The organism is Bradyrhizobium ferriligni, assembly GCF_056837965.1.
This window is the reverse complement of sequence record NZ_JBXEJO010000017.1, coordinates 1-12,721: the sequence shown is the minus strand read 5'-3', so window position 1 is coordinate 12,721 and position 12,721 is coordinate 1. Positions and strand designations below refer to the sequence as shown.

Sequence of the window (12,721 nt, the reverse complement as noted above, 5' to 3'; positions counted from 1 at the left end):
AACCTGTTATGCAACCACTGAGTCATGCATTCAGATCAGCAGCGTCGCCTCCCAGGCGCCGCGGCCCACCTGGTCTGCGATCAGGGCGCGGATCAGGCGGCACATCTCCTCCATGACGTAGGTCATCGGGCGATTGCGCAAGCGGCAAAGATAGAGGGTGCGGGTCAGCTTTGGTTCGATGACTTCGCGCGCGACCAGCGATCGTGCCTTCAACGGCTCGCTGACGAAATGGGTGGTCGCAATCGTGCAGCCCAAGCCCGCGGTCAGCGCGCCGATCATGCCGCTGGTCGAGTTGAGGTGCATGATCGCATTGGCCTCGAGCCGCTTCAGCAGCACGGGATCATCCAGCAGTGCGCGCGCCGATAGTCCGTACCGCAACAGGATCAGGGGCAGCCGCGTCACCTCCTCGAAGGTGATTGGCGTTTTCTTGCCGATCAGCTTTTCGGTGCCGACGCAGAACATCTGTTCCTCCAGCACCGGCTCGGCGATCAGGTCCTTTTCCGACGGCGGATTGTAGACCAGCGCGAGGTCGACCTCGGAACTCAGCAGATGCAGCAGCGTCGCGCCGGAGAGACTCTCGGTCAGCGACAGCTTTAGGTTCGGATATTTCGTCAGCACGGTCCGCATCAGCCGCACGCCGATCGCCTTCATCCCGGAATTGGCCATGCCGATCGAGATATCGCCGGCGATCACGCTGGCGCCTTCCTTGATCTCGCGCTCGGCCGCCGCCATCGCGCGCAGGATGATGCGGGCATGTTCATAGAGCCGCTCGCCAGCCGCGGTCGGTTCCATGCCGCGCGGCTTGCGCTCGAATAGCGGCGTGGCGAATTCCGCCTCGAGATTGGCGATGTGGTGGCTGAGCGCGGATTGCGCGACATTGGCCTGATCCGCCGCCCGCGACAGGTTGCGCTGCTCGTAAACCGCGATGAAATAGCGAAGCTGGCGCGAATCCATGAGGGTTCAGCGTTCTAGAACCACGAATACACTATTCGACAGATTATATTTTTCAGATAGCGTGCGGAAGCCTAACCTGCGCCGATCACAAAGCGTTTTCGAGCGAAACGGGTACCGGTTCGCATTGAGAAAACGCGTCAGAACAAGAGCGCAACGAGCACGGAGAAACCGATGACCGGGAGCGGACTGCCGCTGGAAGGCGTGAGGGTCGTCGAGATGACCCACATGGTGATGGGGCCGACCTGCGGCATGATCCTGGCGCAACTCGGCGCCGAGGTGATCAAGGTCGAACCGCCCGCTGGCGACAAGACCCGTACGCTCGGCGGTATGGGGGTCTCGTTCTTCCCGTTGTTCAACCGCGGCAAGCGCAGCATCGTGCTCGACTTCGCCAAGCCCGAGGACCGCGACACGATGCACCGGCTGCTCGCCAGTGCTGACGTGTTCCTGGAGAATTTTCGCGACGGCCAGCTCGACAAGCAGGGGCTCGGCGCCGAGGAGCTTCGCCAAAAATATCCGCAGCTGATCATCGCCGGCCACAAGGGCTTTCTGTCCGGTCCCTACGATCATCGGCCGGCGCTCGACGAGGTCGTGCAGATGATGTCCGGGCTCGCGGCGATGACCGGCACGCGTGACAAGCCGCAGCGCGTCGGCTCCTCCGCCAACGACATCATGGGTGGCATGTTCGGGGTGATCTCGATCCTCGCCGCGCTCTATCAGAAGCGTGGCGGCAAGGCTGATGGCGCCGACATCCGCATCGGCCTGTTCGAGAACTGCCTGTTCCTGGTCGCCCAGCACATGGTCGAGTACGAGATGACCGGGCGCAAACCGCGCTCGATGCCGGAGCGCGAGCATGCCTGGCCGATCTACGACATCTTCGATGCCGCCGGCGGCGATCGCATCTTCATCGGCGTCGTCACCGAAGGTCATTGGCAGAGCTTCTGCCGCGAGTTCGGCCTCACGGAATTCGCCGACGACCCGACGCTGCGCTCCACCACGGACCGCATCATGGCGCGCGACCGGATCATTCCGCGCGTTGCCGCGGTGATCAAGGACTGGAACGTGGCGGACCTCTCGGCGAGGCTCGATGCGCTCAACATCTGCTTCTCGCCGATCAACCGGCCGGAGGATCTACTGCAGGATCCGCACGTGCTGCGTCCGGGCGGTCTGGTCAACAACGTGAACGCCGACGGCAAGCCGTTCCGCGTCCCCGCGTTGCCGCTCGAATGGAACGGCCGCAATATCGGCGAAGGCCTGAAAGTGCCGGTACTGGGCGCCGATACCGAGGCGGTGCGCGCCGAGCTCGCACAACAGACAATTTCATCAACCGGAAACGCTGCGTGAGGCTGACATGACCCGCGTCCACGATATCTATCCGAGCGACAAGGTGAGCCTGCGCGAGGTCGGCCTGCGCGACGGCCTGCAGCTGGTGAAGACGTTCCCGTCGACCGCGGCGAAAGAGCGCTGGGTGCGCGACGAATATGCCGCCGGCGTCCGGCATTTCGAGGTCGGCTCGTTCCTGCCGGCCAAGACCTTCCCGCAATTCGTCGATGTCCGTGACGTCGTCGCGACCATTGCCGCGCTGCCCGGCGCGCACGGCGTCGCGCTGGCGCTGAATGAGCGCGGCGTCAACGAGGCGCTGGCCTCCGGCGTCGCCGAGATCGCCTCGGTGGTGTCGGCGACCGAGGAGCACAGCCAGGCCAACGCCAACCGCTCGCGCGAATCGGCGATCGAGAACATCAAGCGGCTCTGCGAGCTCCGCGACGCCAGCGCCCACAAGCCGCTGGTCAATGCCGCGATCTCGATGGGGCTGGGCTGCTCGATCGTGGGTGCGGTCGATCCGAAGGAGGTGCTGCGCCTCACCGAGAAACTCTTTGAGGTCGGCGTCGACATGGTCGCGATTGCCGACACGGTCGGCTATGCCGGGCCGAAGCAGGTCGGCGAGCTGACGCGGGGCGCGGTGAAGATCGCGGGATCGAAGCCGGTCTGCGTGCATCTGCACGACACGCGCGGCATGGGCATCGCCAATGCCTCCGCCGCGCTCGACGAGGGCGCCCGCGTGCTCGACGGCTCGCTCGGTGGCCTCGGCGGCTGCCCGTTCGCGCCGGGCGCCACCGGCAATGTCGTGTTCGAGGACCTCGTCTTCCTCTGCGAGAGCAAGGGATTTCCGACCGGCATCGATCTCGATCGCCTGGTCGAGGTGCGCGCGATCCTGAAATCCGAGATGCCGAACGAGCAGCTCTATGGCGGCCTCGCCCGCGCCGGCCTGCCGCGCGGCACCAAGGCGAAGGCGGCGTAGCGTATTCATTGTGTAGCCCGGATGGCGCTGCGCTCCATCCGGGCTACGAAAACGCCACGCTCTCAATCATGCCTGTGCCCATGCCCGCGCTTGCGCGGCTTCTTGTCCGGGGCGGTCGGGATCATCACGACGCGGCCGTAACGCACGCCGCGTTCGGCGATGACGTGATCGGCGAGATGCCGGACCTCGCTGCTGGCACCCTTCAGCGCCGTCACCTCCATGCAGCTGTCGTCGTCGAGATGGACGTGCAGCGTCGCCAGCGACAGGTCGTGATGGCCGTGGAAATTCTGCACCAGCCGCTTCGACAGATCGCGCGCGGCGTGGTCGTAGACATAGACCAGCGCCGCAACGCACTGCCCTGACGGCGCCTCTTCCGCGCTCTGCTGCAAGCCGGCGCGTGCGAGATCGCGGATGATCTCGGAGCGGTTCTGATAGCCGCGCGCCTCGGCGGCGGCGTCGATCTCCGCGAGCAGGTCATCCTCGATGGTGATGGTGATGCGTTGCATGGATTATCCGTGGTGGCTCGGCTGCCTGGCGGTATGACATTTTTCTTGTAACGTCATACCGCGCTTGCTAGCGTCGTTTTGCCGGGGTTGGTTGGACTGGTGCGGTCGTCGCGTGACTGTAACAGGTATCATGCGGGGGCATGCGCGTTGCGTCGTACTGCATGGCGGATATTTCCCGCCGCCGCATCCATTGCAGCACTCGCGCCGGTCGCCGAAGCGCAGACGGTCGCTCCCGCGCCCGGCCAGTTGCCGCCGGTGACGGTGACGTCGCCGGACCAGGCGCCGCCCAAGCGCGCCAACCCGTCCCAGCGTCCGCGGCATGTCGCCGCCGGCGGCCGCAAGCCCGCAGCGCTCCAGCCGACCCAGCCCACCGCTGCGAGCGACGGAATCACCGGCGGCTCGGCGACCGTGTCCGCGTCCGATCTGCAACCGACCGCCGCCAGCGCGCGGCAGATCAGCGGCGACGAAGTGAATGCGCGGCCGGTCTCGCGTGTCGGCGAAGTTCTGGAGGTGGTGCCGGGCCTGATCGTCACCCAGCATTCCGGCGAGGGCAAAGCCAATCAGTATTTTCTGCGCGGCTTCAATCTCGATCACGGCACCGATCTGGCCATCACCGTCGACGGCATGCCGGTCAACATGCCGACCCATGGTCACGGCCAGGGCTATGCCGATATCAATTTCCTGATCCCGGAGCTGATCCGGTCGATGGACGTCCGCAAGGGTCCGTACTACGCGGACAAGGGCGACTTCGCTTCCGCCGGCGCGGTCGACATCAATTATCTGAACGGCCTGCCCAGGAACGTCGCCGAGCTGACCGTTGGCAGCTTCGGCTATCAGCGCGCGATGGCTGCGGGTGCGACCAAGGTCGGTGATGGAACGCTGCTCGCGGCTTTCGAGGCCAACAAATACAACGGTCCCTGGGACGTGCCCGACGACATCCGCAAGCTCAACGGCGTGCTGCGCTATAGCCAGGGCACCGCGACCGACGGCTTCTCGCTGACAGCGATGGCCTATTCCAACGGCTGGAATTCGACTGACCAGGTCGCGCAGCGCGCGATCGACCAGGGCCTGATCGACCGTTACGGGTCGCTCAATCCGACCGACGGCGGCACCTCGAGCCGCTTCAGCCTGTCCGGCAATTGGGCGCAGTCCAGCGATTACGGGCAGAGCAAGCTCAACGCCTATGTGATCCGCTCGTCCCTGCAGCTCTACAATGACTTCACCTATTTCCTCGACAACCCCGTCAATGGCGACCAGTTCAGCCAGACCGACAAGCGCACGGTGTATGGCTTTGACGCCAGCCACGCCTTCGATGCCCGCTTCGCCGGCGTCGATACGCAGACCCGGGTCGGCGTCCAGACCCGCTACGACGACATCAATGTCGGCCTGTTCAAGACCGCGCAGCGCGAGATCCTGTCCACCGTGCGCAACGACCAGGTGCAAGAGGGTAGCGTCGCGCTGTGGGCCGATAGCACCGCGCGCTGGACCGACTGGCGGCGCACCACGGTCGGCATCCGCGAGGATTATTTCGCCGGCCACGTGCTGAGCGACACGCCGCAGAATTCCGGCAACGCGCAGGCCGCGATGACGAGCCCGAAGGCCGGCATCGTGCTCGGCCCCTGGTCGAGGACCGAGTTCTACGGCAATGCCGGCTTCGGCCTGCATTCCAACGACATCAGGGGCGCGACCATCACCGTCGATCCCAACGACAAGATGACGCCGCTCGAACGCGTGCCGCTGCTGGTGCGCTCGAAGGGCGCCGAGCTCGGCATCCGCACCAGGGCGATCGACGGCCTCACTTCGTCGCTCGCGGTGTTCGTGCTCGACTTCGATTCCGAGCTGCTGTTCGTCGGCGATGCCGGCACCACCGAGCCGAGCCGCCCGAGCCGGCGCGTCGGCGTCGAGTGGACCAACCAGTACAAGCTCCTGCCGTGGATGAGTTTTGATTTCGATCTCGCCTATACCCGCGCCCGCTTCACGGATGCCGATCCGGCCGGCAATTTCATTCCAGGTGCGCCGGCCTGGGTCGCCAGCGGCGGCGTCACCTTCGGCCGCGACACCGGCTGGTTCGGCAGCCTGCGCGCCCGCTATTTCGGCCCGCGCCCGCTGATCGAGGACGACAGCGTGCGCTCGCTGTCGTCGTTCATCGTCAACGCCCGCGCCGGCTATAAATTCGACAACGGGATGCGGCTGCAGCTCGACGTCCTCAATCTCTTCAACGCACAAACCAACCAGATCGAATACTACTATTTGTCGCGGCTGCCGGGCGAACCGATCGACGGCGTCGCCGACCGCCATGTGCATCCTGCCGAGCCGCTCGCCGTCCGCCTGACGTTGGCGGCGACGTTCTGATCAGTCGCGCGCGCGGCGGCTCGAGCTGAAATCCTCGACATCGGGGTGGACGGCGGGAGTTTCGCGGGTGGGCGGCACGATCAACATCACGACCCGGCGTGTCTGGCCACGCCTGCCCAGCAACGTCGCCTCGGCATCGAATTCGGAGCGAATGACGTCCGTTGCGCGCAGTGTCGTGCGCTCCATCCAGTTCAGGCAATCCGGTTGATCGGCGAAACACAGCGCGGCCCAGCCGCGGTCGAGCGTGACTTTGCGCGGCAGGCCCCATGTGTACTGATAGGCAAACGGCCGGGCATAGAACGGATGGTCCGGACTGTAGAAAGCCGTAGCGAAGGCGAGCGCGTCGTCGCCGCTGACGGCGGCGAGCGGCATTCCTGCCGCGTCGTGCCATCGCGCGGTGAGTTCCGCCGCGACCGCGTGATAGAAGCCGCGGCCTTCTCCATAGCCGTAGACATTGCGATAGAGCGCATGGAGCGGCGCGCCGGCGACGACGGCCAGAACCGCGAACCCCGCCACCATCACGGCCAGGTTGACCGCATAGAAGCGTTCGATCGGATAGCTCGTTGTGCACACGATCAGAACAATGAACAGGAACAGGCCCTGCACCGCCCAGAGCGACGGCAAGTCGGTGCCGACCGCAAGCGAGACGGCCACCGGAAACAGGATGGTCCCGATCGCGACCAGCAGCAGCAAGCGGAGCCCGGCGTTCATGGCGCGGAAGTCGGCCGGCAGCCGCGCCAGCCGCGGGCCGGTGATGAACGCCCAGGTGACCGCCGCGAGCGAGAGCGCCGCCATCAGCCCCAGGATGAAATAGGTGACTTCCCGCAGCGCAGCGACATGATCGGCGCCGGCATGCGCGAGCGCATAGTCGAACGTCGTTGCGCCTGTGGTGGAGAGCCAGTGCAGATGCGGACCGAGCACGAGCACTCCGGTCAGCGCCGAGATCCAGGGCGAGGCCGACAGCAGATAGCGGCGGCGGTCCGGATGCAGCACGGCCGCGAAGACGAAGCTCGCGACCAGGAAGATCGAATAGTATTTGCCGAGCATGGCGAGCGCGCAGGCCGCGCCCGCCGCGATCGCCCAGCCGAGTTGCCTCGTCGCCTCGAATGCGCGCAGGAAGCAGTAGGTCGCGAGCGGCCAAGCTGCCAGCAGCACCGTGTTGGCGTTGAAGCGCTGGGCATGGAATTGATAGACCGGCAGCAGCATCGCCAGCAGCAGGACGATCACCCGCTTCTCGCCGCGGACAAACCGGCGCGAGATCAGGTCGACCGCCCACAGCGCCACGGCTGCGTTGACCATCGCCGTCAGCTGCAGCGACCAATCGGTCAGCGGGAAGATCGCGGTCCATCCCCGCGTGATCCAGCCCATCAACGGCGGATGTTTGGGGTATCCCCATGCGAGGTGCCGGCCGAGCGTCCAGCTCTCGAGCACATCAGGGTGCAGGCCGGCGCCGAGATAGGCGATGACGAGATAGGCGGTCCAGATCGCGACAAAGAGGGTGAGCAGAACGGGAACAGACCACCCGGTCTCGATCCCTTCAAGCCACTTGATGAACGGACGGCGCCAGCGCGCCGGGTCATTCTCCGAGGCCGCAGCCATCGCCGAGAAATTGAAGATCGAAAGCACCGTAAAACTACCGAATGAAAGCAGGCCGAAGCGCGCGCACCCTATTGATGTGGGAGCAAGAACTCAACGTCGAAGCCGGACGATGAGACGGATTCCAGATCATGGCCGACGCGGCCAACGCCCGATATTTCGAGCCTGACGCCCGCGCCCGTCACACCGGCGCGCGATCTTCCGCGGTCATTTCCGCAGCCGGAAGCGCCGCCTCTTCGTCAGTCGCTTCAGGAACAAGCGGCGGCGATTTTGGAAACACACCGAATTCGCCGGCTACCTCCTGGAGCGGCTTCTGCTTGTCGGCCCAGTGCAGGGCCGTGTAGTCGAAACCGTGCACGATAGTGGGTTTGACGACCTCGAAATAGGGCGAGATGTCGAAGTCGCGCGGCATGTAAAGCGAGGAATCGCGGATATGCAGGATGTCGCGGCGCGCCTTGCGGCTGGCAGCGCGCGTGATCTTGGGCAGGATCGGATAGCGCACGGCGTCGAACGCCTGCGCGATCAGCGCCGAGCAGATGATCTTGGTCGGATCGCCGGAGCCGAACGCGATCATGCGGCGGCGCCAGCGCTGCGGGATCGGCAGCGGAAACAGATAGCGCGCGAGATCGACGATGTTCTTGGTGTCGTAGCCGAAGCCGATGCGGTTGATGGCGTAGCGGCACACCGTGGTGCGGTCCTCGAACGACAGTCCGACCGGACGGCAGAGGCGGGTGTGGTAGGCGAGATATTTCGACAGCGGCGCGGAGGTCACGCCTTCGCCGATGTTGGCCTCGATCAGCACATGCTGTTCGCCGTCAGGCTCGAACGCGCCGTCGATCGGTCCGACAAACAGCGCGGCGTGCGACCAGGTCGATTGCGTGAGGTATTTGATGATGCCGGAAATCCGGTTGTTGCCTTCGACCAGCAGCACGTCGCCGGGCTGCATGATGCTCCGCAAATGGTCCGGGTCGCTCGGCGTGAACGGCTCGTAACCGGGAACTTCCTTTTGAAGGTACCCCGCGATCCATTTACCGACGGTATCGAGCATTACGCCCATGGATTCCCCCCAGCGGTTCTACGACCGCTTGTGCTGACTTAATCATGGTCGCAAGCCGTTGCAATTTAGTTCATGCCATCGGCGGATCAATCATGATTGATTTACCATGATGGTTGCTGAGGTCGGTGAGATGCGGCACAGTTCGCGAAGCGTTCCCGTTCTCCGCAAGTCCCCGGAAACCATGCCAGAAGCTATGTCATGACAGTGACCCGCCGCGATTTCCTGTCGGCGTCCGCAGCTTTCGCGCTGGTGCCTGCGCTGGGCGGCCGGGTGCTTGCTGCGCAGCCGCCGCCGCGCGAGGCCGACGTCGTCGTGATCGGCGCGGGTGCCGCAGGCATCGCCGCGGCGCGACGGATCGTTGCCGCAAATCGCAAGGTGATCGTGGTGGAGGCGGCCGGCCAGCTCGGCGGTCGCTGCCAGACCGACGCATCGACATTCGGCGTGCCGTTCGACCGCGGCGCGCGCTGGATGCACAATCCCGAAACCAACCCGATGATCCGGCTGGCCCGCTCCGCGGGCCTCGACATCGTCACGGCCCCCGTGGGCCAGAAGATCCGGATCGGCCGGCGCTATGCCCGCCCCGGCGAGACCGAGGAGTTTTTGGCGGCGCTGGTGCGCGCCAATCGCGCCATCGACGACGCTGCGCGCAAGGCCGATATCGCCTGCGCCGCGGTCATGCCGAAGGACCTCGGCGATTGGACCGGCACCGCGGAATTCCTGCTCGGGCCCAATTTCTGCGGCAAGGATCTGAAGGATCTTTCCGCCGTCGACAAGGTGCGCGCGCAGGATCGCAACACCGCGATCGCCTGCCGGCAGGGGCTCGGCGCGCTGATCGCAAAGCTCGGCGAGGGACTGCCGCTCGCGCTGTCGACGCCGGCGCAGCGCATCCTGTGGAGCAATCGCGACGTGATGGTCGAGACGCCCTCCGGCAAGATCACCGCGCGCGCCGCCATCGTCACCGTGTCGAGCAACGTGCTTGCGAGCGGCAACATCAAGTTCGCGCCGGAGCTTCCGAAGCGCGCGCTCGATGCCGCCGCCAAGCTCAGCCTCGGCAGCTACGATCGCATCGCGCTGGAGATCCCCGGCAATCCGCTCGGGCCGTCGCGCGACGACGTCATCATCGAGCAGAGCAATTCGACCAAGACGGCGCTGCTCTACGGCAATATCGCGGGCTCCTCGCTGTGCACGATCGACGTTGCAGGTTCGTTCGGCCGCGACCTGTCCGCGCAGGGCGAGAAGGCGATGGCGGCTTTCGCGGTGGAATGGCTGACCAAGCTCTATGGCAGCGAGGTCGGCGCCGCCGTGAAGAAGACCAGCGCGACGCGCTGGAATGCACAGCCCTTCATCCTCGGCGCGATGTCTGCCGCAGTACCCGGCGGACAGTTCTCCCGCAGGATCCTGTCCGAGCCGATCGGCGCGATGTATCTCGCGGGCGAGGCCACCCATGAAACGCTGTGGGGCACGATCGACGGCGCCTGGGACAGCGGCGAGCGCGCCGCCGACGCCGCGCTACGCAGGATCGGCGGGGTGAAGGAAGCGACACCGGCGCCCGCAGCGCCCGCCGCAAAACACAAGCGCCGCACGTCGCCGCGCTCCGGGGCGATGAATTGACGGTTGAGGAAGATCAGGCGCTGCGATTTGTCATGCTGGCCGAAAGACGTTGCCGCACAACAGATGTCGTCCCTGCGAAAGCAGGGACCCATACGCCGCAGCAGATGTTGTGAACGGGGCTCGTCGTTCCACCATCGTTCACCAATAACCATTCGTGGTTATGGGTCCCTGCGTTCGCAGGGACGACACTGAATATGTTGCGCGATTTGTGAATCACAAATCCGCATTCTCGCGACATGTTTTGTCCGAGTTTTGCCGTTCGTTCCGCTCTCTCCGTTAGCAGAGGGCGCAGGGAAAGCCGGGCGCCGACGGAAGGCTTTCCTGCAAGGGGAGGGAGCCTGAACAGTGTGCTTGCCGCGTGCCCCCTCACACCGGCAGCCTTAGCTCCATCAGATCCTTGGCCACCACGATGCGGCCGGAATAGTTCTTCTTCACGTCCCGGGTCCAGTCGTCGTCAGTGACCTGCCGATCGTCGCCGGGGACGAAGTGGCTGAGCACCAGCGTCTTCACGCCGGCAGCGGCGGCGATGCGGCCGACGTCCTCGGTCGAGGTGTGGCTGTCGAGCAGATGCTTCCTCAGCGTGGCGCCGTTCTTGGTCGTGGCGACCAGGCGATCGACCGCGGGGACGTAGAGACATTCGTGCACCAGCACGTCGACGCCCTTGGCAAACTCGGCGAGCTTCGGATTGTAGGCGGTGTCGCTGGAGAACACGATGGTGCCGTCCGGCGTCTCGAACTTGTAGGCGAAGTTATCCGTGATCGGCGGATGCGGCGTGCGGAACGCGGTCACGGTGACATCCGATGTCTTCAGCACCACACCGTCGTCGCTGATGTCTTTCGCGATCAGCAGCTTTCGGGGATCGGGCCGGCCTTCGTCCTCGATCCGGGTCTCGACGTCGAACTTGTTCAGCTCCCAATATTCCTTGGTCATCGCCTCGATGCCCTTGGGGCCGAACGAATGGATCGGCGTCGAGAGGCCGGCCGCCCAGGCGTTGTAGAACAGATTGCCGTATTCCAGATTGTGATCGGAATGATGGTGGCTGATGAAGATGTACTTGACCTGCGGGATCGGCACGCCCGCGCGCACAAGCTGGCGGCTGACGCCCATGCCGCAATCGATCACGAACGGCGTATCGTTGACGACGACGAGATTGGCGGGGTTCGAAGCGCCGTTGCCGACGCGTGGCCCGCCCTTGGTGCCGAGGAACACGATGCGGGTCCGCGCCTTGTCGGTTTGCGCGCGTAAGTGAGGCGCTGCGAGCACGGCGGCGCCGCCGAGCGCCAGTTTCAATGCATTGCGGCGATCGATCATCGGTGTCTCCCTGGTCTCTTTTGAGTGCTGCGACCCTAGCCGCCGCGCAAGATGCCATCAAGCGCCGGCAGGCCGACGATGACGGCGGCGGCGATCAGCGCGTAGCAGATCGCGCGAAACATCTTTTCGCTCGCCTTGCCGAACAGCGCGGCGCCGAACCAGACGCCGATGCCGTAGATCGGGCCGACGATCAGCGAGAACTTGACCGATTCGATCGTGATCAGGCCGGTGAACCAGTAGCTGACCAGCGAGAAGAAGTCCGAGGCACCGAAGAACAGCACGATATTGGCGCGCGAGATCACCGACGAGATCGGGCGGCCCAGCCAGTAGGCGACGATCGGCGGGCCGCCGGTCTGCGCGAGGCCGCTGCAAAATCCGGAGAGGCTGCCGACGCCGACGGAGAGGGCGACGTGCTCCTTGCCGTGATAGCGCCAGCCCGACAGCAGTAGCGCGAGCAGCGCCGCGACAAAGCAGGAGATGATCCAGCGCGTCGTGACAGGTTCGAGCACGGTCAGGAAATAGGTGCCGATGGGAACGCCGACCAGCGCGCCGGCGACCATGACCGCGGTCGCCTTGCGGTCGGCATGGGTCCAGGCGTTCGGCAGCAGCGGCGTGGCGGCGACGAAGTCGATGATCAGCAGCAGCGCCGCCACCAGCCGCGGCGCCGCGACGCTGCTCGCGAGCGGCATGAAGATCAGTGCCGAGCCGAAGCCGGAGAAGCCGCGCGCCGTGCCCGACACGAAGGCGATCGCACAGATCGCGAGCGCGATGCTGGTCGAAATGTCGGAGGGGATGAGCGAGAGGGAGGTCATGGGAAGGGAGGGAGAAAGAGTGCCAATCGCGTGGCAAGTGCACGCTCCATCAATTCCCTCCCCCGCTTGCGGGGGAGGGTTAGGGTGGGGGCTCGCGCCGCGTTGGTGATTTCAAGGTGATGCACTAATTTCGCTGCTCCGCGCGCAGTCGTCGTCAGAGCAATCTGCCCCTTCCGAATATTCTCTTGGTGGAGAGACCCCCACCCCCTGTCCCTTATACACATCT

At 65.1% G+C, this 12,721-nt stretch carries 10 protein-coding genes; 4 read left to right on the top strand and 6 right to left on the bottom strand.

Annotated features, from left to right (window positions below):
* Positions 1 to 30: 30 nt before the first annotated feature.
* The gene (locus AC1VNY_RS12250; RefSeq protein WP_482405335.1) at positions 31 to 954 is read right to left on the bottom strand and encodes a LysR family transcriptional regulator; all 924 of its coding nucleotides are present in this window, start codon (positions 952 to 954) and stop codon (positions 31 to 33) included.
* A gap of 171 nt (positions 955 to 1,125) precedes the next feature.
* On the opposite strand from AC1VNY_RS12250, the gene AC1VNY_RS12245 reads away from it, so the two are divergent.
* Positions 1,126 to 2,295, top strand: a complete 1,170-nt coding sequence (locus AC1VNY_RS12245) for a CaiB/BaiF CoA transferase family protein (RefSeq protein WP_482405334.1) — start codon at positions 1,126 to 1,128, stop codon at positions 2,293 to 2,295.
* Between the two features lie 7 nt (positions 2,296 to 2,302).
* Complete coding sequence (locus AC1VNY_RS12240; protein ID WP_482405333.1) at positions 2,303 to 3,250, top strand: hydroxymethylglutaryl-CoA lyase; 948 nt, start codon at positions 2,303 to 2,305, stop codon at positions 3,248 to 3,250.
* A 62-nt stretch (positions 3,251 to 3,312) separates the two neighbouring features.
* Here the strand turns inward: AC1VNY_RS12240 and nikR are convergent, their stop codons facing one another.
* A complete protein-coding gene (gene nikR / locus AC1VNY_RS12235; protein ID WP_482405332.1) occupies positions 3,313 to 3,756 on the bottom strand; it encodes a nickel-responsive transcriptional regulator NikR in 444 nt (147 codons plus the stop codon).
* Positions 3,757 to 3,903: 147 nt separating this feature from the next.
* Here nikR and AC1VNY_RS12230 point away from each other — a divergent pair, with 147 nt between their 5' ends.
* Positions 3,904 to 6,108: a TonB-dependent receptor gene (locus AC1VNY_RS12230; RefSeq protein ID WP_482405331.1), complete on the top strand. Its 2,205-nt coding sequence runs from the start codon at positions 3,904 to 3,906 to the stop codon at positions 6,106 to 6,108.
* On the opposite strand, the gene AC1VNY_RS12225 is transcribed toward AC1VNY_RS12230, so the two are convergent.
* Together AC1VNY_RS12225 and AC1VNY_RS12220 are read right to left on the bottom strand one after the other, a co-directional pair.
* A complete protein-coding gene (locus AC1VNY_RS12225; protein WP_482405403.1) occupies positions 6,109 to 7,707 on the bottom strand; it encodes a glycosyltransferase family 39 protein in 1,599 nt (532 codons plus the stop codon).
* Positions 7,708 to 7,885: 178 nt separating this feature from the next.
* Positions 7,886 to 8,761 carry a YiiX/YebB-like N1pC/P60 family cysteine hydrolase gene (locus tag AC1VNY_RS12220; protein ID WP_411779834.1) on the bottom strand — a complete coding sequence of 292 codons (876 nt, stop codon included), beginning with the start codon at positions 8,759 to 8,761 and terminating at the stop codon, positions 7,886 to 7,888.
* A gap of 198 nt (positions 8,762 to 8,959) precedes the next feature.
* On the opposite strand from AC1VNY_RS12220, the gene AC1VNY_RS12215 reads away from it, so the two are divergent.
* Positions 8,960 to 10,372: a flavin monoamine oxidase family protein gene (locus AC1VNY_RS12215; protein WP_482405330.1), complete on the top strand. Its 1,413-nt coding sequence runs from the start codon at positions 8,960 to 8,962 to the stop codon at positions 10,370 to 10,372.
* Positions 10,373 to 10,738: 366 nt separating this feature from the next.
* Here AC1VNY_RS12215 and AC1VNY_RS12210 read toward each other — a convergent pair whose 3' ends face one another.
* Positions 10,739 to 11,683 carry an MBL fold metallo-hydrolase gene (locus AC1VNY_RS12210; protein ID WP_482405329.1) on the bottom strand — a complete coding sequence of 315 codons (945 nt, stop codon included), beginning with the start codon at positions 11,681 to 11,683 and terminating at the stop codon, positions 10,739 to 10,741.
* 35 nt (positions 11,684 to 11,718) lie between these two features.
* Positions 11,719 to 12,495 (bottom strand): sulfite exporter TauE/SafE family protein, encoded by a 777-nt coding sequence (locus tag AC1VNY_RS12205; protein ID WP_482405328.1) that lies wholly within the window; start codon positions 12,493 to 12,495, stop codon positions 11,719 to 11,721.
* Positions 12,496 to 12,721 lie beyond the last annotated feature (226 nt).

Coding starts and splice junctions, on each gene's coding strand:
- AC1VNY_RS12250 (WP_482405335.1), bottom strand. CDS start 954: ATGGATTCGCGCCAGCTTCGCTATTTCATCGCGGTTTACGAGCAGCGC.
- AC1VNY_RS12245 (WP_482405334.1), top strand. CDS start 1,126: ATGACCGGGAGCGGACTGCCGCTGGAAGGCGTGAGGGTCGTCGAGATG.
- AC1VNY_RS12240 (WP_482405333.1), top strand. CDS start 2,303: ATGACCCGCGTCCACGATATCTATCCGAGCGACAAGGTGAGCCTGCGC.
- nikR (WP_482405332.1), bottom strand. CDS start 3,756: ATGCAACGCATCACCATCACCATCGAGGATGACCTGCTCGCGGAGATC.
- AC1VNY_RS12225 (WP_482405403.1), bottom strand. CDS start 7,707: ATGGCTGCGGCCTCGGAGAATGACCCGGCGCGCTGGCGCCGTCCGTTC.
- AC1VNY_RS12220 (WP_411779834.1), bottom strand. CDS start 8,761: ATGGGCGTAATGCTCGATACCGTCGGTAAATGGATCGCGGGGTACCTT.
- AC1VNY_RS12215 (WP_482405330.1), top strand. CDS start 8,960: ATGACAGTGACCCGCCGCGATTTCCTGTCGGCGTCCGCAGCTTTCGCG.
- AC1VNY_RS12210 (WP_482405329.1), bottom strand. CDS start 11,683: ATGATCGATCGCCGCAATGCATTGAAACTGGCGCTCGGCGGCGCCGCC.
- AC1VNY_RS12205 (WP_482405328.1), bottom strand. CDS start 12,495: ATGACCTCCCTCTCGCTCATCCCCTCCGACATTTCGACCAGCATCGCG.